This is a genomic window from Novosphingobium sp. HNCC26DJ243, assembly GCF_057180545.1.
Genome location: NZ_JBXUGN010000001.1, coordinates 1,454,193 through 1,474,705, shown reverse-complemented (window position 1 = coordinate 1,474,705; position 20,513 = coordinate 1,454,193). Strand labels below are relative to the sequence as shown.

The 20,513-nt window shown below is 64.3% G+C and carries 25 protein-coding genes; 10 read left to right on the top strand and 15 right to left on the bottom strand.

Going from position 1 to position 20,513, the window contains the following annotated elements:
- Nucleotides 1-201 precede the first annotated feature (201 nt).
- A complete protein-coding gene (locus AC2A04_RS07255; protein ID WP_484211616.1) occupies nt 202-1,029 on the top strand; it encodes a flagellin N-terminal helical domain-containing protein in 828 nt (275 codons plus the stop codon).
- Nucleotides 1,030-1,419: 390 nt separating this feature from the next.
- Nucleotides 1,420-2,208, top strand: coding sequence for a winged helix-turn-helix domain-containing protein (locus tag AC2A04_RS07250; protein ID WP_484211615.1), 789 nt, complete (start codon nt 1,420-1,422; stop codon nt 2,206-2,208).
- A gap of 38 nt (nt 2,209-2,246) precedes the next feature.
- On the opposite strand, the gene AC2A04_RS07245 is transcribed toward AC2A04_RS07250, so the two are convergent.
- From AC2A04_RS07245 to flgB, 14 genes are all read right to left on the bottom strand, one after another.
- Nucleotides 2,247-3,479, bottom strand: coding sequence for a S8 family serine peptidase (locus AC2A04_RS07245; RefSeq protein WP_484211614.1), 1,233 nt, complete (start codon nt 3,477-3,479; stop codon nt 2,247-2,249).
- Between the two features lie 136 nt (nt 3,480-3,615).
- On the bottom strand, nt 3,616-4,455 hold the full coding sequence (locus tag AC2A04_RS07240) for a flagellar motor protein MotB (RefSeq protein ID WP_484211613.1): 840 nt from the start codon (nt 4,453-4,455) through the stop codon (nt 3,616-3,618).
- Nucleotides 4,456-4,458: 3 nt separating this feature from the next.
- Complete coding sequence (gene motA / locus AC2A04_RS07235) at nt 4,459-5,322, bottom strand: flagellar motor stator protein MotA (RefSeq protein ID WP_484211612.1); 864 nt, start codon at nt 5,320-5,322, stop codon at nt 4,459-4,461.
- Between the two features lie 29 nt (nt 5,323-5,351).
- The gene (locus AC2A04_RS07230; protein ID WP_484211611.1) at nt 5,352-6,269 is read right to left on the bottom strand and encodes a flagellin N-terminal helical domain-containing protein; all 918 of its coding nucleotides are present in this window, start codon (nt 6,267-6,269) and stop codon (nt 5,352-5,354) included.
- A gap of 6 nt (nt 6,270-6,275) precedes the next feature.
- Complete coding sequence (flgK, locus tag AC2A04_RS07225) at nt 6,276-7,613, bottom strand: flagellar hook-associated protein FlgK (protein ID WP_484211610.1); 1,338 nt, start codon at nt 7,611-7,613, stop codon at nt 6,276-6,278.
- Between the two features lie 3 nt (nt 7,614-7,616).
- Nucleotides 7,617-7,940 (bottom strand): rod-binding protein, encoded by a 324-nt coding sequence (locus AC2A04_RS07220; RefSeq protein WP_484211609.1) that lies wholly within the window; start codon nt 7,938-7,940, stop codon nt 7,617-7,619.
- A complete protein-coding gene (locus tag AC2A04_RS07215) occupies nt 7,937-9,037 on the bottom strand; it encodes a flagellar basal body P-ring protein FlgI (protein ID WP_484211608.1) in 1,101 nt (366 codons plus the stop codon). The genes AC2A04_RS07220 and AC2A04_RS07215 overlap by 4 nt, the downstream gene beginning before the upstream one ends.
- 10 nt (nt 9,038-9,047) lie before the next feature.
- Nucleotides 9,048-9,806: a flagellar basal body L-ring protein FlgH gene (locus AC2A04_RS07210; RefSeq protein ID WP_484211607.1), complete on the bottom strand. Its 759-nt coding sequence runs from the start codon at nt 9,804-9,806 to the stop codon at nt 9,048-9,050.
- A 5-nt stretch (nt 9,807-9,811) separates the two neighbouring features.
- Nucleotides 9,812-10,600 (bottom strand): flagellar basal-body rod protein FlgG, encoded by a 789-nt coding sequence (flgG, locus tag AC2A04_RS07205; RefSeq protein WP_484211606.1) that lies wholly within the window; start codon nt 10,598-10,600, stop codon nt 9,812-9,814.
- Nucleotides 10,601-10,622: 22 nt separating this feature from the next.
- The gene (locus tag AC2A04_RS07200) at nt 10,623-11,378 is read right to left on the bottom strand and encodes a flagellar basal body rod protein FlgF (RefSeq protein WP_484211605.1); all 756 of its coding nucleotides are present in this window, start codon (nt 11,376-11,378) and stop codon (nt 10,623-10,625) included.
- Nucleotides 11,379-11,405: 27 nt separating this feature from the next.
- Nucleotides 11,406-12,233 carry a flagellar hook-basal body complex protein gene (locus AC2A04_RS07195; RefSeq protein WP_484211604.1) on the bottom strand — a complete coding sequence of 276 codons (828 nt, stop codon included), beginning with the start codon at nt 12,231-12,233 and terminating at the stop codon, nt 11,406-11,408.
- 25 nt (nt 12,234-12,258) lie between these two features.
- Nucleotides 12,259-12,591 carry a flagellar hook assembly protein FlgD gene (locus AC2A04_RS07190; RefSeq protein ID WP_484211603.1) on the bottom strand — a complete coding sequence of 111 codons (333 nt, stop codon included), beginning with the start codon at nt 12,589-12,591 and terminating at the stop codon, nt 12,259-12,261.
- Nucleotides 12,591-13,001 (bottom strand): flagellar basal body rod protein FlgC, encoded by a 411-nt coding sequence (gene flgC, locus AC2A04_RS07185; protein WP_484211602.1) that lies wholly within the window; start codon nt 12,999-13,001, stop codon nt 12,591-12,593. Before flgC ends, AC2A04_RS07190 begins: the two co-directional genes overlap by 1 nt.
- A 3-nt stretch (nt 13,002-13,004) precedes the next feature.
- Nucleotides 13,005-13,352 (bottom strand): flagellar basal body rod protein FlgB, encoded by a 348-nt coding sequence (gene flgB, locus AC2A04_RS07180; protein ID WP_484211601.1) that lies wholly within the window; start codon nt 13,350-13,352, stop codon nt 13,005-13,007.
- A gap of 211 nt (nt 13,353-13,563) precedes the next feature.
- Between flgB and AC2A04_RS07175 the strand changes: the two genes are divergently transcribed.
- The 8 genes from AC2A04_RS07175 to AC2A04_RS07140 all read left to right on the top strand — a co-directional run bounded on the left by AC2A04_RS07175 (nt 13,564) and on the right by AC2A04_RS07140 (nt 19,813).
- Complete coding sequence (locus tag AC2A04_RS07175) at nt 13,564-14,241, top strand: MotA/TolQ/ExbB proton channel family protein (protein ID WP_484211600.1); 678 nt, start codon at nt 13,564-13,566, stop codon at nt 14,239-14,241.
- Entirely contained in the window at nt 14,238-14,681 is a 444-nt protein-coding gene (locus AC2A04_RS07170) for a hypothetical protein (RefSeq protein ID WP_484211599.1), read from the top strand. The genes AC2A04_RS07175 and AC2A04_RS07170 overlap by 4 nt, the downstream gene beginning before the upstream one ends.
- Before the next feature lie 64 nt (nt 14,682-14,745).
- Nucleotides 14,746-15,240, top strand: a complete 495-nt coding sequence (locus tag AC2A04_RS07165) for a flagella basal body P-ring formation protein FlgA (protein ID WP_484211598.1) — start codon at nt 14,746-14,748, stop codon at nt 15,238-15,240.
- Between the two features lie 109 nt (nt 15,241-15,349).
- A complete protein-coding gene (flgM, locus tag AC2A04_RS07160) occupies nt 15,350-15,649 on the top strand; it encodes a flagellar biosynthesis anti-sigma factor FlgM (protein WP_484211597.1) in 300 nt (99 codons plus the stop codon).
- Nucleotides 15,649-16,008, top strand: coding sequence for a flagellar protein FlgN (locus AC2A04_RS07155; protein WP_484211596.1), 360 nt, complete (start codon nt 15,649-15,651; stop codon nt 16,006-16,008). Before flgM ends, AC2A04_RS07155 begins: the two co-directional genes overlap by 1 nt.
- Nucleotides 16,009-16,076: 68 nt before the next feature.
- A complete protein-coding gene (locus tag AC2A04_RS07150) occupies nt 16,077-16,973 on the top strand; it encodes a lytic transglycosylase domain-containing protein (RefSeq protein ID WP_484211595.1) in 897 nt (298 codons plus the stop codon).
- 3 nt (nt 16,974-16,976) lie between these two features.
- Nucleotides 16,977-19,082: a flagellar biosynthesis protein FlhA gene (locus AC2A04_RS07145; protein WP_484211594.1), complete on the top strand. Its 2,106-nt coding sequence runs from the start codon at nt 16,977-16,979 to the stop codon at nt 19,080-19,082.
- Nucleotides 19,079-19,813 carry a sigma-70 family RNA polymerase sigma factor gene (locus tag AC2A04_RS07140; RefSeq protein ID WP_484211593.1) on the top strand — a complete coding sequence of 245 codons (735 nt, stop codon included), beginning with the start codon at nt 19,079-19,081 and terminating at the stop codon, nt 19,811-19,813. Before AC2A04_RS07145 ends, AC2A04_RS07140 begins: the two co-directional genes overlap by 4 nt.
- On the opposite strand, the gene AC2A04_RS07135 is transcribed toward AC2A04_RS07140, so the two are convergent.
- Nucleotides 19,814-20,503 carry a L,D-transpeptidase family protein gene (locus AC2A04_RS07135; RefSeq protein ID WP_484211592.1) on the bottom strand — a complete coding sequence of 230 codons (690 nt, stop codon included), beginning with the start codon at nt 20,501-20,503 and terminating at the stop codon, nt 19,814-19,816.
- Nucleotides 20,504-20,513: the final 10 nt, after the last annotated feature.

Genomic DNA, 20,513 nt, shown 5'->3' with positions numbered 1-20,513 from the left:
TTTCGCGCGTAACCGACAAACAGGTCGAAACTTTAAGGGGTCGGGAAACCCCTAGTGCGAATACCTATAGGCGGCAGTCTTTTGCCGGGGCGGCACTTAATTCCGGCGCGCCTTTGCCGGTCTTTGTCCTGGCAGCCGCGTCCATCCCATTGAACCGGCAGTCCATTCGGGAACGACATCACCCAACCGGAGACCAGGAAAATGGCTGTTATCAATACCAACATCAGCGCTCTCAAGGCGACCAACTCGTCGAACATGGCGAACAAGATGCTCGGCACGGCGATGGAACGCCTGTCGACCGGCAAGCGCATCAACGGCGCCAAGGACGACGCCGCAGGCCTCGCCATCGCCACCAGCATGACCGCACAGATCAAGGGCATGAACCAGGGCGTTCGCAACTCGAACGACGGCATCTCGCTCGCCCAGACGGCGGAAGGTGCGCTCAACGAAGTTTCGAACATGCTGCAGCGCGTCCGCGAACTGGCCGCGCAGTCGGCTTCGGGCACCTATCAGGACAGCACCGACCGTGCCTACATGCAGACCGAAGTTGACGAACTGACGCAGCAGATCGGCCAGATCATCGACAACACCAAGTTCAACGGCGTGCAGCTGTTCGACGGTTCGCAGGCCACGGTTACCGTCCAGACCGGCGCCAACGGATCGGACACGGTCGACCTGACGATGGCAGACCTGACCACGCTGGCTGCCAACGGCGGTGCTGCCGGTTCCTACGACGTATCGACCGCTACGGCGGCCAACACGCTGCTGGGTACCGTCGACACGGAACTCGACTCGATCTCGAGCGCCCGCGCCACGCTGGGTGCCGGCATGAACCGTCTGGAATCGGTGGTGAACAACCTCAACGACAACATCACCAACCTGTCCGATGCACGTTCGCGCATCCAGGACACCGACTACTCGACCGAAACGACGCAGATGGCCAAGGCCCAGATCCTCAGCCAGGCCTCGACCGCGATGATCGCGCAGGCCAACCAGAGCCAGCAGAACGTGCTGTCGCTCCTGCGTTAAACCAACCCCCGACCGGCGCCTGTCTCCACCAGGCGCCCGTCAACCGCCCGGCGACCCCTTTCGGGTCGCCGGGCTTCTTGGCGCCTCCGGTGTCGTTAACGAGAAGGGCGGATTTTGCAGGCCGCCTTTCGTCTTGTGGGATGTAAGTTGTCTTCGTTTCAGGCCGACTCAGACCATAATCTGAATTCGTCAGCTGTTGGCATTGGTCTGGCAGTCTGCAGCTGCGCTCGGCACCGGATTGCAAATGCGTAAAAGGACTTAGCAATATGCAAATCACTTCTGGCATAATTTAAACGAAAATGCCGAAGGCTTATTAAACCGTTTTGGAGACACTTCCGCCAGAGGGAGGCGAGCGCATGAACCTGCTCGCAAAAAACCTTGGGGGATAAAATGCAAGGAGCAGCCAGGTCGTTTGCTCATTCGGCGCGTGTGCTGTCGGCGGAGCAAAAATTAGCCCAGGCCGGAACGTTAACAGTTCTCGAGATGGAAAGGCAGTTCAGGCGGTTGCGCGCCAGGATCGTCTTCATACGTGACCGCTGTCTTGAAGAGCGCCAGGCATGGCTGCGCGATCTCTACGGCGATATAATGCAATATCGCTATTTTGAGAGCCAGACCGATATTTTTTCTGCTGCCCGTGAAAGCTATGACGTTTTTATCGCCCATGCAGAGGATCCGGTCCGGCTTGGCAAGTTGTTGCGTCGGAATCGCGCCATTCTGACAAGCAAGATCAAGGTCGCGGTCATGGCGCAAAGTACGCCGACCGATCGCGCCCAATTGCTCAACGCAGGCTTCGATCTGGTAGTCGATTGCCGCATGCATCGGACCGAATACATAGCGCGGGTCGCAGCCATACATATTCGCAACTACCGGCACGCTCTAAGCGTGGTCGGCCCACTCGACGATCTGCGGGTGGTGCTGCGCAAGTATGTGGCCGAGGACATTCCCATGGAGGCGATGAGTAACCGCGAACTCCTGCTCTTGGCGCGCCTCGCGGCGCGGAAGAACAAGTCCGTCCATGCCACTGAACTCCAGAAATCTGCGGTCGGGCAGGTGCGCGAGTTAACCCGCAAATCGCTGTGCGTGGCCTTATCACGACTGCGCCGAAAGATTTCGCGGCAGTACCAGATCGTGTCGGACTATGCCGAGGGCTATGTGCTGAAAGAACGAACAGCCGCCTGACTGGAGCGCCAAAAGGGAGCGCCAGTCAGGCTCTGCCACTACTTCACGCCGATCGGGAAGCGCACGCCATTGGGGGCGGCCGTCGACAGGCGCGTTGTTGCACGAGGTCCGCCCAGAAGGACAAGGCCGGCTAGATGCGGCGTTGCCATCGATGTGCCCGAGATCGTGTTGTAGCCGCCGTCCTTCCACGTCGACAGGATCGAGACGCCCGGTTCGGCAAAATCCACCGGATCGTTGATGACCGAATAGTTGGAGAAGCTGGCGAAAGTATCGGTGCTGTTTACCGCCGCCACCGTCAGGATGTAGGGGCCGTCGGCACGCGCGGGCGAATGATTGTTGGCATCATCCGTCTCGTTGCCTGCCGCCAGCGCGAACAGGACCTTGCTCGTGTTCGAGGCGTTGATCACGGCCTGGTCGAGCGCATCCGAGACCGGTCCGCCCAGGCTCATGTTGGCAACATCGCCCAGTTTGCCCATTGAGGCGACGTAGTCCACACCTGCGATCACATCGGAATAGGCACCGCTGCCGCGCCGATCGAGCACGCGGACCGCGATAAGCTTCGCGCCCGGTGCCACGCCGACCACGCCGATCGCATTGCCCTTCTTGGCCGCGATCGTCCCTGCGACATGGCTGCCATGGCCGTTGAGATCGTTAGGCGACGTTTCGCGCGAGACGAAGTTCTGGCTCAACGCGGTGTCGACGTTGAGGTCCGGGTGGGTCAGATCGATGCCGCTGTCGATCACGAAAGCGCGGCCCGCGCCGGTATAGGTCGCCGTGCCTCCACCGATGCTGGTGACGCCGACAGGCGTAGTTTCGGTGGTGCTGCCACCCCCGCCGCCGGGCCTTGCAAGCGCGTTGACCGGATCGATCACGGTTGCGATCTGGTCAGCCTCGCAATAGGCGATGTTGGGATTGTGCGCGGCGACTGCCGCAGCGGCTTGCGCGGGCAGATTGATTGAAAATCCCTGCAGCGCATGGCGATAGACATGGCCAATGCGCCCGCCCGCCTTGCCGACGACCTTGTTGGCCTCTGCCTGCTCGGCTCCACGCGCAACGGCGCCGGCCTTGAACACGCAGATCCAGCTGTCGGGAATCGTTGCCCCCGATGCGGCGGCGGTCGTTGCCGCAGCGGAAACGCCTGCCGCAGAACCCTTGGTCGCAGGCAGCACGATTGCGTTGGGCGAAACGGATGATTTGCTACCTGCGGCCGCAAGGACCACCCCGGCCAGGGCCAAAGCGGATACCGCGGCCAAACCTGCAAATTTCCTCATGGATCAAGGCTCCCAGTCAAACATGCGCGAGACCGGTCCTTTTGATCCATCTCATCGCGCCTGACGGGAAGCTGCCCTCATCCAGTTGCATTCGCAACCGGGTAATATCAATAATTTGTCGTCAATCTGAAATCATTCAGTAATTCACGAGGATCGACATGCGCCGGTTGCGCGGGTCGGCCGGGTCCTTCTCGATCAAGGGCTCACGGTCGGCCACGCCTTCGATCCGCCGGAACCGCTTCTCGCCAATGCCCTGACGCATGAGCGTCTGCCGCGTGGCTTCCGCGCGTCCCGCAGAAAGCGACCAGTTGTTGGCAACGCCCGTCTTCCAGGGAAGCGAATCCGTGTGGCCGCGTATGGTGAACTCGCCGCCATCGGGCGCGACTGCCTGTCCGATCGCGCGCAGCAGTTCGGCGGCGTCGGGAGTCAGCACTGTGGTGCCGATCAGGAACATCGAGAAATCGGCATCGTCGACGAGGTCGATGCGGATGCCGTCGGGGGTTTCGGTCATGCGCACCTGCCGAGCGAGCTTCTTGAGCTTCTCGGAGGCTGCCAGCTTCTGGGCAATCCGCTCCTTCATCACCTGGGTGCGCTTGACCTTGCTGCCGCCTTCCTTCGCGCCACCGCTGGCGTCGCGCGGAATGGTGATCGTCTTGTTGCCGGTCTGGCCAGCGCGGTGCGGATAGTCATCGGCATCGGTCAGCGATGAGCCGCCGAGCACGCCGTAACCGCCCGCACTGCCCTGCCGCATCTTGACCAGCGTCGGAGTGAAATAGTCGGCGATGCCCTTGCGCTGCTTCTCGGTTGTCGCACCGAGCAGCCACATCAACAGGAAGAACGCCATCATGGCGGTCACGAAGTCGGCGTAGGCCACCTTCCATGCGCCGCCGTGATGGCCGCCCGCCACCACCGTGATCTTCTTGACGATGATCGGGCGCGGTGGCTCGTTCTTGCCCTTGGTCGGTGCCTTGGCCATGACTTAACGTCCGCGCAGCGCGTCGAGCAGTTCGGAGAGACCTGGACGGAAGGAATGCCCAAGTCCTGACCGCGCGCTTTCGACGACCAGCGGCTGCGGCCAGCCGTGCAGGCTTGCGATGATCACCTGCTTGACCGCCTGGAAGATCATCTCGTCCTGATCGAGGACCTGCTTCAGGCGTCCCGCGATGGGCGCGACGATGCCATAGGCCAGCAAGATGCCGAGGAAGGTACCGACCAGTGCCGAACCGATCATCGCGCCAAGGATCGATGGCGGCTTGTCGATCGAACCCATCGTCTTGACCACGCCGAGCACCGCCGCGACGATGCCAAGTGCGGGCAAGGCGTCGGCCAGGCCCTGGATCGCGTGCTGCGCTTCGGCTTCCTCGTGGAAATGCGTCTTCATCGCATGATCCATCACGTCTTCAACCGCGTGCACCTCGAGCGTTCCCGAGGATACCACGATCAGGGTCAGCGTATCGCAGATCAGCGATACCAGCGCCTTGTTGGCGAGAAGCCGGGGGAATTCGGCAAAGATTGGCGAGTTCTTGGGATCGGTGACGTGGCTTTCCAGCGCCACCGGCCCATCGCTGCGCAGGATCTTCATCAGCTTCGTGCACAGCACGATCGCGTCTACGTGATCCTGCTTGTTGTGTTTGGGTCCCTTGAACGTCTTGGCAAAGCCGCCGCCGATGCCCTTGAGTTCGTGCATCGAGTTGCCGGTCACAAGCGCGCCCACGGCGGCACCGCCGATGATCAGCATCTCGTGCGGCAGCGCGTGGAGCACGGGGCCAAGATCGCCGCCGGTGATGGCAAAGCCGCCGAACACCATGGCGAGGAGAATGACAAGGCCGATGATTACGAACATGCAGGTCTATCCCGGTGTGGCAGCGCCGATCAGCGCAACTGGCTCATCAGCGAAAGAGTGGCGAGCTTCGTGAAGCTTGCCTGGCTGGCTTCGAGAACGAGCATCGTGTTCTGCAGCCGCGCGATGGATTCCGTGAGGTCAGCTCCGCCGATCTCGGTCTGCTCTGTCGTGCGCAGTTCGGACATCGAGGTCCGCCGCTCGGTGTTGAGGTCGATCCAGTTGAGGCGCGATCCGATCACGGTCTGCGCGGTCGTGATCGATTGCAGTCCGTCTTCCAGCGCAGTCAGCGCGGCATTGGCTGTTGCAGCGCTGCCGGTGCCCGATGTGAGCGCATCGGCCAGGCTCTTGGTGACCGCGAGCAGGTCGACGCTCGTCCCGCCCGATGTGTATTGCATGAACTCGGGGCCCGTGATGCCGCGCAAAACACTCTGCCCCGAACCGAGCGAAACGGTGCCAGCGCTCGACGTACCCGCGTAGGAAGCGATGCCGCCGGTCACGGTATAGGCATCGCCTGCGCCTTCGCCGCCGAACAAGGCGCCGCCGGAACTGTCACGCGTATTGGCCAGACCCACGAGGTTTTCATGGATCTGCGCGATTTCTGCGCCGATGCCGGCGCGTTGTGCGACGCTCAACGTCTCGGATGCTGCCTGTGTGGTCAGCTCCTTCAGCCTGATCACGTAGTTGCCGAACTGGGTCAGGGCGCCGTCGGTCAGGGTCAGGTCCGAAGTGACGCGGTCGGTCGCGGCATCGTCGATCTTGTCGAGCGTATCGGTCCGCGACAGCCGCCGCAGCCGCGATGCAGCCACCGGATCGTCGGACGAGCGCTGCAGGCGCTGCCCGCTCGAAAGTTCGGCCTGCGTCTCTTCGGCCTGCTTGCGCAGCGCCGTGAGATCCATCAGCGAGCGGTCATAGAACGCGCTGGTCGATGTGCCGTAGATCGTGCTCATGGCCGGTTACCTGATTCCCAGAAGGGTGTCGAAAATGTCGGACGCCACCTGCATGACCCGGCCCGAGGCCTGAAATGCCTGCTGGTAGCGCACGAGGTTGACCGCCTCGGCATCGAGATCGACGCCCGATTGCGCGGAAAGCGCGACCTTGGCGGTGTTCGAAATCGTCTCGAGCGCACCCCGCGTGACTTTGCGTCCTGCCAGTGTGCCCGAAACGTCGAAGATTATCTGATCCATCCCATCGGCAGGGTTGAGACTGGTCAGTGCCGCGCGGATAGCGGTGAGGTTGGTGGCATCGCGGCTGCCGATCGTGCCATTGAGCGGAGCCGTCGCCAGCTTGCGCACATCTGTGACATCAAGTGCCATCGATGCTGCGCTGTTGCCCGAGAAGATCGCCGCCCCGGGATCGCCGTCAAGATCGTCGCCGGTCAGCTGCGCTGCGTTGAAGGTGTTGACGATATCCTCGGCAAGGCCGTCCACGTCGAGCCTCAGTTGCGCCAGCTTGCCCAAGGCGAGTTGCTGCCCGGCAAGCGATCCGCCCGAGAGCGAAAGCGGCGAGGTGCCGACCGCGAAGCTGACCTGGCCATCGCTTGCCGTGGTCATCGAGACCGATGCAGCCGTTCCGCCAGTTACCAGATCGACGCCGCTTGTCCCGCCAAGCTTGACCGCCACGGTGCCGTCGGTGGCAAAGGTGGTGGCGATGTTGCCGTACTCGCTCATCTGCTGGAGCAGCTTGTCGCGCTGGTCGAGCAGGGCGGTCTTGTCGCTGCTGGCGTCCGACGCGCGCGACAGGCGTGTGTTGGTGCGCGCCAGTTCCTGCGCGATGCGGTTGACCTGCGTCACGCCATCGCCTGCCAGGAACTGCAGGCCATCGCCTGCCGCGTCCATCTCCTGCGCGGCGATCTGGAAGGTGCCGACCATCGTTCGCGCCTTCTCGATCACCGAGGCGCGCAAGGCGGTGTCGACCGGGTCCTGCGTCAGCTGCTGCAATGAGGATTCAAAGCCGACGATGACGTCATAGACGCCCGATTGCTCGATCGCGGATTCGATGTTCGAAAGCCCTTCGACTTCGGCGGTGGCCCGCGCAAGGTCAGAGCCGGTACGGCGTACTTCGGCCTGGCGGAAAGCATCGGCATTGCGGGTGATGGAATCGAGCCGCACCCCCGATAGCGACAGGTCGCCGATGCGGTAGGCCCCGCCCGTGGACGCAACCTCGGTCAGGCTGGCGGACCGCCGGACATAGCCATCGGACGAGGCGTTCGCGATGTTCTGCGCGGTCACGTCCAGCCCGATGCGGGCGGCCATCGCGCCGCTGCGGGCAATCGAGAGAAGGTCGGAAGCCATGGCTTACTTGCCCTTCGCAGGATTTGCCGCGTCTGCAGGAAGCAGCGCGGCAAGGTGGTTCTCGATCTGCCTGGCCAGGCCGAACGCGCCGGTATCCGATGCGATCTCGGCAAAGCGCTCGTCGCGCATCTGCACGAATGTCTGGTCCATCTGCCCGAACAGGTCATTTCCGCCAAAATTGGTGGCACGCGCGCTGGCCAGCATCTGGCGGATGAAGATCGCCTCGAACTGCTTCGCTGCGCCTGCCAGCTTCTCGCGGTCGCTTGCCACCCTGGGCTTGAGCGAAAGCGCGGGGGACGCAGGGGTGGGGGGCGAAACGGTGCTCATATCACCACCATCTCGGCCTTGAGGGCGCCTGCCTGCTTGAGTGCCTCGAGGATGGCGACAAGGTCTGACGGGCTCGTGCCAAGCTTGTTGAGAGCATCGACAAGCGATGACAGCGAAGCGCCGGGCCTGAACAGCGCAACCTTGGCTTCCTTTTCCTGCAGATCGATCTGGCTGGCGGGTGTGACCGCCGTCTGGCCGCGGCCAAAAGCGTTCGGCTGCGAAACCTGGCTCTTCTCGTCGATCTTGACGACAAGCTTGCCGTGGCTGATCGCAGCGGGCGACAGGCGCACCGCGCTGTTGATCACGACCGTGCCGGTGCGGCTGTTGACGATCACGCGCGCGGCCGTCTCAGCCGGGGTAATATCGAGCATTTCGATCGAGGCCATCGCCGTGGCACGCGAATCCGCGCCAGCGGGCAGACGCAAGGCGAGCGTCACGCCGTCTTCGATCGTGGCCGCCTGGGGAAAGCGGGTGTTGATCGCATCGCGTACGCGCTGGGCGGTCAGGAAGTCGGCCTGAAACAGGTTCCAGCGCAACACGTCGCCGCTCTCGAACCCGGATGCGACCGCGCGTTCGACGCTGCCGCCCTCGGCGATGCGGCCTACGGTCGGCACATTCACGGTCAGCTGCGATCCATCGCGTGCGCTGATGCCAAGGCCGCCAACGGCAAGGTTGCCCTGGGCCATCGCGTAGATCTGGCCGTCAGCACCATAGAGCGGCGCCATGATCAGCGCTCCGCCGCGCAGGGACTTGGCCTTGCCGAGCGTCGATACGGTCACGTCGATGCGCTGGCCGGGCTTGGCGAAGGCGGGAAGGTCTGCGGTGATCATCACCGCCGCCGCATTCTTGAGGCCGGGGGAAACGCCTGCGGGCAGTTGAACGCCAAGGCGTCCGGCCGTGCCCTTCATCGCCTGCGTCAGGTATTCGAGATTGTCGTCGCCCGTGCCGGGGAGGCCGACCACGATCCCATAGCCCGTCAGCTGGTTCGCGCGCACACCCTGGAATTCGCCGAGATCGCGCACGCGCTCGGCCAGCGCCGGCACGGGGGAGAGTGCGAAAAGGCCGAGAGCCAGTGAAAGAAGATACCGAACCAGCATTGTCACAGCCTCAAAAGGGCGAAATCGCGTTGAAGAACTTGCTCAACCAGCCTTCGCGACTGGCGCGCCCGACCGAACCGTTGCCGGTGTACTCGACACGCGCATCCGCGATCTGGGTGGAAAGGATGCGGTTTTCCGGATCGATATCGCCAAGGCGCACGATCCCTGAAAACTGCACCCATTCCTGACCCTGACTCAGCATCATGCGCTTCTCCCCCCGGACAAGCGCCGTGCCGTTGGCCCGCACTTCTGCGATGGTCACAGCGACCTCACCGGCGAGCGTGCTCGTCTGCGAGGCGTTGCCCTGACCATTGAACGACGAACCGCCCGAAGCTTTAAGGGCATTGGGGTTGAGGAACGACAGCGGCCCCGCCGTCGGCGGGGTCACCGAGAACTGTCCGGACTTCTGCGTCTTGGCTCCGGCGGTCTTGGCCGAGGTCAGGTTTTCGACCAGCACCACGGTCAGGGGATCACCGATGGAGCGGGCACGACGACCCTCGACAAGGCCGGCATATCCGGCATTTGCGTTGAAGATCGATCCTGCGGTTGGCGCGGCCACCTGCGGCGGGATAGCCTGCGGCAGCGCGGGCTCGAAGCCGGGCTTTGGCCGGGCCGCACTGGCCGGGTCGCTCAGGAACATTCCTGCTGCAGCCGCCAGCGTACCGGCCACAAGCGCGCTGATCGCGCTCTTGCGGCGGCGGCGCGCCAGTCGCATTTCGAGCGGATCGACCTGCGTATCTGCAAAATGACGATCGAAAGGCGTGTTCATGGCGATCACAGCGTCTGGTTCGCGTTCTGGAGCATTTCGTCGACCGCCGAGATCATCTTGGAATTGATCTCATAGGCGCGCTGCGCCTCGATCATGTCGACCAGCTCCTCGACGACGTTGACATTCGAGGATTCGAGATAGCCCTGCTGGATGTGGCCGCGGCCCTGATCCCCGGCGATGCCCACCTGTGCCGCGCCCGACGCTGCGGTCTCCTGCAGGAAGTTGTCGCCCATTGAACGAAGCCCGCCCGGATTGGCGAAGCTGGCAATGGTGATCTGACCCAGTTCGGTCGGCTCGGTGTTGCCTGCGACCGTGGCCGAGACGGTGCCGTCTTGCGAGATCGTGATCGCACTCGCGCCTTCGGGGATCGTGATCGCGGGGTTGAGAGCATATCCCTGCGACGTGACCAGCGTACCTTCGGCCGAGCGGCTGAAGTTGCCCGCGCGGGTGTAACCTAGCTGCCCGCCCGGCATCGTCACCTGGAAATAGCCATCGCCATCGAGTGCCAGGTCGAGCGCATTGCCGGTGGTCTGCAGCGTGCCTTGCGTGTCGATCCGCGTCGTTGCCTGCAACTGGACGCCCGTGCCCAGGTTGAGGCCCGTGGCATAGGCTGTCTCGTTCGACGACTGCTGCCCGGCCACGCGGGCATCCTGATAGGCGAGCGTGGCGAAATTGGCGCGGTCGCGCTTGAAGCCGGTGGTGCCGATGTTGGCAAGGTTGTTGGCAATCACGCGCATCCGCGTGTCCTGCGCCTCAAGCCCGGTGCGGGCGACGTGAAGGGCTGAGCTTGGCATGGGGTTCTACCTTCCTAAAGGATCAGGAAATGCGCATCAGCGCGGCGCTGGATTCATCCACCTCGCGCGCCTGGCTGACGACCTTGGTGCGGATGTCGAACAGGCGCTGGGCCTCGACCATTTCGACCAAGATGCGGGTGGGATCGACGTTGGACTGTTCGAGGCTGCCGACCATCAGCCTGGCTTCCTCGTCCTGCGGCAACACGCCGCCCCCCTGTCCATTGGCACCGCTTACCCTGAAGAAGCCGTCGAGACCCTTCTCGATCCTGCTTCCGGTGGTCGATGCGATCTTGATGCGCCCGACCAGCTGGGGAGGCTGGTCGGGCGTCTCTGGATTGGCGACGTTGACGCCGCCATCGGGGGAAATGGTAACCCTTGAGCCGAGCGGCACCGTGATTGGTCCGCCTTCGCCGATCACCGGGCGGCCATCGCCGTTCTGCAGCACGCCGCCAGCGCTCACCGCAAGATCGCCGCGCCGGGTATAGACCTCGCTGCCATCGTCTGCCTGGATCGACAGCATGGTGTCGCCGGACAGCGCGACGTCCAGCGGCTTGCCCGTCTCGATCAGCGAACCTTGCGCCATCGATGCGCCGCGCACTTCGCCTTCGGTCATCGAACGCGCTTCAAGGCTCGGCCCTTTGAGCGTGACGGGCGTTGCCGTCAGCATCTCGGCGCGAAAGCCGATGGTCTGGGCGTTGGCCATGTTGCTGGCGATCACGCGCTGGCGAACGGTCGATCCGGTCATTCCGGAATAGGCAGTGTAGATCAGGCGGTCCATGGCAAGGCTTCCGGGTTAGGGATCAGATCAGCTCTGCAGCTGGATCACGGTCTGCGAAATCTGCGTGGCGGTATCGATTGCCTTGGCGTTCGCCTGAAAATTGCGCTGCGCGGTGATCAAGCTGACCAGCTCTTCGGCAATGTCCACGTTCGAGCGTTCGAGCGCGCCCGAAAGCAGCGATCCGTACTGGCCGGTGCTCGGCTGGCCATAGTTGGGCGTGCCCGAAATGCCGGTCGTCACCCAGTTGGATGAACCTACCTGCTTGAGGCCCTGCGGCGCGATGAAGCTGGCGAGAGCGACCTTGCCGATGATCACGTTCGATCCGTCGGCATAGGACGCGGTCACCGAGCCGTCGTCGCCCACGGTGATGCCGGCAAATTCGATCGGATTGCCATTCGCATCATTGCCGTTCGAGGCTGGAATGACTGCGTCACCCGGTGTGGTCGAGGTGATTGTCCCGGCAGCGTCGGTAGGGAAGACCTGCAGGCGATTGCCCGAGCCGTCCGAGATGAAACCTGCTCCGTCCACGGTCAGGCTGCCGTTGCGGGTGAACATCGTCTGGCCGGTCACCACATTCTTGGTGGTGAAGAACCCGTCGCCGTTGATCGCAAGATCCAGCGCCGATCCGGTCTGCTCGATCGGGCCGAGCGCGAAGTTCTGGCTGATCGATTCCACCGCGGCGCCGATGCCGACGACCAGCTTGGGATTGGTGAAGGCGCTGCCGACAACGATGTCGGCAAATTCGGTGCGGCTCTTCTTGAAGCCCGTGGTCTCGGCATTGGCGATGTTGTGGCTGATCACGCCAAGGTCGGTCTGGGCGTTCTTGAGGCCGTTCAGCGAGGTATAGAAGGACATGCGGGTCTCCTGCGGGGATTGGGGATCAGGCCGAAGCGGCGGACGTGGCGGTGAGCTTGGCGACAGTGCTGTTCAGGGTGTCGAGCTTGGCCGAGATCTGCGCGAGCGTGTCGCCCTGCGCGGAAATCGTGCCGAGCGAGTCCTTCATGTCGTTCTGTGCGGAGAGCGACGAGAACTGTGCGAGCTGGGCCAGCATCTGCGAGTTGTCGACCGGGTCGGTCGGGTCCTGATTGCTCAGCTGCGTGGTCAGCAGCTTGACGAAGTCCTCGGCGCCCAGCGCGCCCCAGCCCTGTCCGGCCTTGGAGGATGTGGCGGCGCCATTGACGCCGGTAGTGGACGTTACGGAAGCGACTGACATTATTTCATCCTCATCGTTTCGAGCATGAGCTGCTTTGCGGTTTGCATCGCCTCGACCACGTTCTGGTACTGGCGCGAGCTTTCGAGCATCTCGACCATCTCGGCGTTTTCATCGACCGGGGCGGTCCAGACATCACCATTGGCATCGGCCAGCGGGTGGCCGGGATCGTGCTGGCGGATGGGAGTCGCGTCCGAACGCTGCACAGCGGCCACGCGCACGGTCGAAAGGCCATTTGCCTGATCGAGCTGCTCGGCAAAGACCGGTCGCAACGGACGATAGGCTTCGGCCTCGGTTGTCGTCACGGTGCCTGCGTTGGCAAGGTTCGATGCGGCCGTGTTCATCCGCACGAGCTGCGCCGACATTGCGCGCCCGGTGACCTGGAAGAGGGTGAGGGGGCTGTTTGCGGGCATCGATTATTCGCCCCTGATCGCGCGGGTGATCGTCTCCACCCGGCCCTTGAGGAAGGTGAGCGTGGCCGAATAGCCGACGGCGTTTTCGGCAAAGGCGGTCTGCTCGGTCGCCATTTCCACGGTGTTGCCATCGAGGCTCGGCATCACCGGCACGCGATAGCGCGTGGCAGACATGATCGCCTGTTCGTCGCTCGCGCCGCTGGTTCGTGCTTTCAGCGCGGCGGCAAAGTCGATGTCCCTGGCCTTGAAGCCGGGCGTTGCCGCATTCGCGATGTTGGACGTCAGCAGGCCCATGCGCTGCGAGCGCAGTTCCAGTGCCGTGCCGTGAATGCCGAACAGGGATTCAGCCATCGTATCAAGCCTTGATCGCGCCAGAGGATTTCCGGCAGGGTTCACTGGCGGTCTTTCAGCAAGGCCCGTGCCAAGTGCGCAAACGCTCGGCCATCGCGCGGGAAACCCCGTGGCGGGCGGCAAACGCTTGCCGGAGGGCGGCAAATTGCAGGCTGGGGGCTGAAATCTTGCCGCTTCGTGCCGTTCTTGTATGGGAGGAGACCTCCGCCCCATGGAATTCAGCCCCCTGATCGACGGCGTGTCGGCCACCATCGTTTTGGGCGGGACCGCGCTGGCTACCGTGCTGCGCGCAGGACCGCGCGAGCTCGCGCTCACCGCGCGAGCACTTGCCGGACTGCTGCATCCTCGCTTCACCAGCGAACAGGGCAAGGCCGACCTCGCAGGTCAGGTGACGGCGATCCGCCGCGATGGCGTGCTGCGCGTCACGCCCAAGGCCACCGGCGATCGCGAGTTCGACGAGGCCACCGACCTCATGATCCGTTCGCGCTCGCTCGACCCGCTGATCGAACGCCACGAGGCCTACCGCCGCAAGCGCATGGCGAATGCCACTGCAGCTGTGCGCACGTTGGCACAGGCGGCGGAACTGGGTCCGGTCTTCGGCATGGTCGGCACGCTCGTCTCACTCAGCAGCCTGCCTGCCACGGGGCTCGACCCGTCGGCGCTCAACGGGGCGATCTCGATGGCTGTCGTGACGACGCTCTACGGCCTGCTGTTGGCCAATCTGCTGTTTGCGCCCCTGGCGCGCATGGTCGAACGCCGGGCACAGGCAGAGGAACTTGCGCGGCAGGAAGTGATCGACTGGCTCACCGCACAGCTCGAACCGACTCTCCCGCACCGCGTCCACCCCATCCGCACGCCCATTACAGCGCGCGCGAGGCAGCACGCATGATCGTGCGCGCCGGGACCGGCTGGCAATATGCGCTAGCCGATCTCTCCCTGATCCTGTTCCTTGTCACCGCTTCGGCTTTTGCACAGGCCAGCAGCGCGTCGGGGACGCAAGCCAAGGTGCCGCCGCCGCCGCCACCCGTCGCGGCCGCCATGGCGAGCGAACCGGTCGCTGTGTGGAGCGCGGGCGAGGGCGCACCGCCGCTCGCGCAATGGCTCGCAGGCGTCGGTGCCGATCCCCGGCTCGAAGTGCAGGTGATCGTGCGCTATGCCGATAATGGGCGCGAGGCGGCGATGGCGCAGGCCATGCAGATTGCCGCGGCCGGGGGTGCGCGAGCCAAGGCTGCGCGTATCCTGGTCGAGCCCGGGGTCCGATCGGGTGCAAGCGTTTCGCTGGCTTATGCGAGTGAAACCCTCAGCGCTCCGTCGCCTTTGGCACGATGATTGCGAGAACGCTCCCGACAGACTTCATTGCCGGGACAATACCATGAGATCCGCATTCGCCTTCATGACTGCCCTTGCCACTTGTGCATCGGCCAGCTCCGCTTCGGCGCAGGCGGGCTTCTACGATCTGGCAAACGTCGACAGGGCAGTGGCATCCTTCACCGGCGCAGGCGTCGGCCAGCCCGGAGGCGCTGCCTTGCCTGTCGATCGCCGCATGCGCCTTGCCAACTGCTTCGGTGCGCTGGTCGTCTCATGGTATGGCACGCGTCAGGACAACGTGCTGGTGCAATGCCCTGATCCCGGCGGCTGGCGGCTGTTCGTTGCCGTTGCCGGCACTAACTCCCGGCAAGGCGCCGGGGCTGCCGAGCCGCCTGCGGTCGCGCGTGGCGAAGCACTGACCATTTCCGTCGAAGGCGATGGCTTCACCGTCTCGCAATCGGGCGAGGCGATGGAGGCCGGCCCTGTCGGTGCATGGATTCGCGTGAGAACCAGCGTAAAGGCAACGCCCATCCGCGCCCGCATTGTGCGTCCCGGACTTGTCGTCGTGCCGGTCGATTGACGTGCGCCTTGCCGGTCTGTTCACACACCCGGCAAAAATTTTCCGTATTGCCCCTTAAAGACCCGTTCAAGGCGCCGTCCTTCCCTGCATGAAACGCTAGGAGCGGACCATGTCGCCATTTGAAATCGGCGCATCGCGCCCGGTTGGGCCGGTGCAGGTCAAGACTGCAACCACCGCCAAGACGGTTCCGGCAGCCGTCGATCCGCAGATCACTGCGGCTGCCAATGCCGGATCGGCCACCCAGGTCCAGCGCTCGTCTGCGCTCGATGCCGGGGCTGCCGCGCCCGTCGACGTCGAGCGGGTCAAGGACATCCGTCACGCCATCGAGACGGGCAACTATCCGCTGGTCCCGGCCAAGATCGCCGACGCCATGATCGCTGCCGGAATGCTGCTGAGGACTGCCTCCTGATGACCACACAGATCGCCACGCGCCCTGCTGCTCCCGCCGCCCCCTTGCGAGAGACGCTTCGGCAGATGCTTGCCGTGCTGCAGGAGGAACGGCATGCGCTTGCCGGGCTGGATCTCGATCTCATCATGGGCTGCGCCTCGAGCAAGTCCGAGCTGTGCGGCGTCCTGGCCGAAGCAGGCAACGACAAAGTCGACGAGGAGTGCCGTGGCCTGCTCGATGCCGCGCGCCGTCTGAACGAGGCAAATCGCCGTGTGCGCAACCTGATTGCCGCCAATGTTTCCTCGCGCCTCGATGCGTTGACCGGCACCTCGCCGCTCTATCGCGCGGGCCCGCAGGCCCATCGCCTGCGCACGGCCTGACCATTTGGCACAGGCCTTGCTGAACCCCTTCCGTGATGCCGCCTGCGTGCGGCCGGAAGGGATCAGCCGTGAGCGCCTACGACGTAACAAGTTTTCCGAACGCCCCGGCCGCCCCTGGCGTTTCCGGGGCGACCGTGCGCGGCGCGATTGCCGGGGCGGCACGGGCCACTGGCGTCGATTTCAGATATCTCATGGCTCAGGCGCGGCTTGAATCGAGCCTCGATCCCAGTGCCCGCGCCCGTACGTCGAGCGCGAGCGGCCTTTACCAGTTCACCGGCGAGACCTGGCTGCGCACGCTCGACAAGCATGGCGCGGACCACGGCCTTGGCTGGGCGAGCGACCTGATCGAAGGCGGATCGGTCCGCGATCCAGCCGCACGCGCGCAATTGCTGGCCCTGCGCTTCGATCCGCAAGTCGCCTCGCTGATGGCGGGCGAACTGGCCAACGACAACAGCGCCTTTCTTTCCGGCGTATTGGGCCGTCAGCCCGACCATGCCGAACTCTACCTCGCGCATTTCTTCGGTGCTGAAGGGGCCGGCCGCTTTCTGACCGCGCTCGGCGGCGATCCCTCGCAGTCTGCCGCCTCGATTCTTCCCGCCGCTGCCTCCGCCAACCGCTCGACCTTCTATGGAGCAGGCGGTGCCGCGCGCTCGGTTGGCGAAGTCATGGCGCTGATCCGCACGCGCATGGCAGGCGCGGCCGAAGTCGGAACGGGCGAAGACGCCCTGCAATGGGCTGCATCGATGGGGGTCACGCCTTCCACCGCCGCGCAGCAGCAAGAGTTCGCAGGCGGTCCGATTGCCCGCGAGTTCCAGAATGCGGCGGCAAGCACCGGCAATGCCGTGCCGGCCCCTGCCGCCTCGATGGCCGATACCCTGCGCCAGACCTTTTCCCTCAACGATGGCGGTTCTGCCCCGGCGCATGTCCGCCAGGCCTATGGCCGTCTCTCGGCGCTGGGACTCTAGGCAATGTTCAAGCGTTTCGGCTCGCCCGCCGCCTTCGCCCTTCCCACCGGCATCCTCACGCTCATCGTGCTGATGGTCGTCCCGATCCCGACCATCATGCTCGACGTGTTCTTCGTCCTCAATATCGCGCTTTCGGTCGCGATCCTGATGGCGGCGATGAATGCCGAAAAGCCGCTCGATTTCTCCTCGTTCCCCTCGGTCCTCCTGTTTGCAACGCTGCTGCGCCTTGCGCTCAACGTCGCTTCGACCCGCATCGTGCTGGTCAACGGGCATGAAGGCGGCGCGGCGGCGGGCCATGTGATCGAGGCCTTTGGCGAGTTTCTGATCGGCGGCAATTTCGCGGTCGGCCTGTTCGTGTTCATGATCCTGATGATCATCAACATGGTGGTCGTTACCAAGGGCGCGGGCCGCGTCTCGGAAGTCTCCGCGCGCTTCACGCTCGATGCGCTGCCGGGCAAGCAGATGGCGATCGATTCCGACCTTGCCGCGGGCCTGCTCACCGCGGACGAGGCAAAGGCGCGCCGCCGCGAAGTGGCGACCGAGGCCGATTTCTACGGTTCGATGGACGGTTCGTCCAAGTTCGTGAAGGGCGATGCCATCGCCGCCCTGCTGATCCTGGGCGTGAACATCATTGCGGGTTTCTGCCTGGGAATGATCAGCCACGGTCTTTCCGCATCGCAGGCAGCGCAGTTCTACGTCACGCTGGCGGTGGGCGACGCGCTCGTCGCGCAAGTCCCCTCGCTGCTGCTCTCGATTGCCGCCGCCGTGATCGTCACCCGTGTATCGGACAGCCGTGACCTGACCGGTCAGATCAGCGGGCAGTTCGCCAACCCGGCGATCTGGCTGCCGGTGGCCATCGTCATGGGTGCGATCGGCATGATCCCGGCGATGCCGCAGTTCATCTTCCTGCCCGCCGCAGGCCTTGCCGGATGGCTGTGGTGGACGCTCAAGAAGCGCGCCGATCGTCCAGCGCCGGTTGTGGTCGAGGAAGCGCCCCCAGTCGATCCTGGCCGCATCACGCTCGACGAAGTCAGCGATCACACGCTTGTCACCGTGGAGATGGGCTACGGGCTCATCCATCTTGTTGATGAACGGCGCGGCTCTCCACTGGTCGCCCGCATCACCGGGGTGCGCAAGCAGCTCAGTCAGACCTTTGGCTTCATCGTGCCGCAGTTCCGGGTGCGCGATTCGCTGGAGCTCGCTCCGAACTCCTACCGCATCCTGCTGGGCGGCGTGCCCATCGGCGCAGGTGACATGCGCCCGGAAAAGGTGCTGGCGATCGACGCGGGCGACGCAAATCCCGACCATGGCCTGCGCGGCGAACAGACCCGCGACCCCAGCTTCGGCTGCCCTGCGATCTGGATCGAGCCCGCCCAGCGCGATCTCGCCATTGCCGAGGGCTTCCTCACCGTCGATGCGAGCACGGTCATCGCCACGCATCTCAATCAGGTGCTGGGCGACCGCCCATCGGCGCTGCTCGGACCCGACGAAGTCAAGGCCATCCTCGACGGTGTCAAGGAACGCTCGGCTGGTCTTGTCGAGACGATCCACCCGCAGCCGATGTCGCTGGGCGCCCTGACCCGCCTTTTCCACGCGCTACTCGAGGATGGCATCTCGATCGCCCATCCGTTGCCGATCCTTTCGGCGCTGAGCCAGGCGCTGCAGCAGACGACCGACCACGATCGGCTGGTCGATCTCCTGCGCACGGCGCTGGGCGAGATGGTCGTCGGGCGCATCTGCGGCCCCAGCGACCGCCTGCCCGTGGTCACGCTCGAAGCAGGCCTCGAACAGATGATCGTCTCGGGCATGCACGATCCGTCCACCGGCCAGCCGGTGATCGAGCCCGACCTCGCGCGTGGCATCGGCGAGCGCATCACCGCGATCATATCCGAACGCGGCCCTGGCGCCGCGCCGATCGCGCTGATCGTTCAGCCGCGCGCCCGCCGTCCGCTGGCCAGCCTGCTGCGCCTGCGCGCGCCGCAGTGCCTGGTCCTGTCCATCTCCGAACTTCCGCCGTCCCAGCCGATCGAGGTCATCTCGGTCATTGGCGGCGATGCCCAACCCGAGCCGACCCAGTCGATGCCGATCCCCGAGGGAATTGCCGCATGAAACACGATCCACGAGGCTTTGCCGCCGCACAGGCCTACAAGAAGGACGAGGCCGCTGACCGCATCCGCAGGTTCCTTCCGATGGTGAAGCGCCTGGCCTGGCATGTCCACGGCTCGGGCAGGGCGGGAATGGAACTGGAAGACCTGATCCAGGCGGGCCTCGTTGCGCTCACCGAGTGTTCTCAACGCCATGCCGGACCTACCGAGGACGGCTTTGCCGCCTATGCCAAGCTGCGCGTGCGTGGCGCGATGGTTGACCTTGTGCGCCGCTCGACCCCGCTCTCGCGTTCGGCTTCCGAACGCCGTCGGGCCTTGCGCGAAAAGACCTCCGCCCTGACGTCAGAGCTTGGCCGCCCGCCGAGCGATGCCGAACTCGCCGCCGCGATGGGCCTGACCGAGCGCGAGCTGGCCGATCAGCAGGCAGCCGACGAACCCTTGCGCTTCGAGCATATCGACGATGCCTATTCCGACAGCAATGCCGCCTTTGCCGACGATCGGCCCGACAGCTTTGCCATGCTCGCCGATCAGGAAACGCGCAGTGCCGTGGCAGCGGCCATTGCCGATCTGCCAGAGCGGCTGCAGATGATCATCCAGCTCTATTTCGTCGAGGAACTGAATCTGGCTGAAATTGCCGAAGTGCTGACGGTCAGCATTCCGCGCGTCCACCAGTTGAAGGCCCAGGCGCTCGAGAAGCTGAAGGCCGCCCTTGGCAATGGCTACGATATCCTGTGATCAGCTCGCGTGTTCGCCGGTCAGGATCGGATCGCCGACGGTCATTTTGCGGCCATCGGTGATGATGACCTTGTCACCAAGCCTGGCCACCTTGAACAGGTTGCGGGCGAAGTCGTCGGGCACGCCGACGCAGCCATTGGTGGCATAGCCCTTCTCGACCTTGCTGCCGTGGATCGAAACGCCGTCGTTGGTCAGGCGCAGCATGTGGGGCATCGGCGCGTCATAGATGTTCGAGACGTGATCTGCGTCCTTCTCGGTGATCGGGAACACCCCGGTCGGGGTCGGCTTGTCGCCATAGCCCTTGAGGATCGCGGCCGCGCCGATCTCGTGCCCATCGCGGAACACGCTGATCACGCGGGCGGTGAGGTCAACCGTCACCACCAGCGGTCCCGTGGCAGGCGCGCGGGTTTCGTCCCAGTAGAACTTGCCGAACTTGATCGGCTCATTGATCGGCAGGATCGACTTGACCACGAACGGGCCGTCTACCGGCTTCTGCGCAAGCGCCGGAACTGCCACCGGCTTGGGTGCCGCTACGGCCATCGGCGCAGCCTCAGCCGCGCCGCCGCCGAATGCGATCTCGGCAATGTCCTGACCAGCGTGGAAGGCGAGAAGCGTGGCGAGCGAGGTCGCGACAAAGCCCAGTGGCATGCGCACCCAGCGCTTGCTCCAGAGGTTCTGCTGCTTGCTCATGTCCACGCTG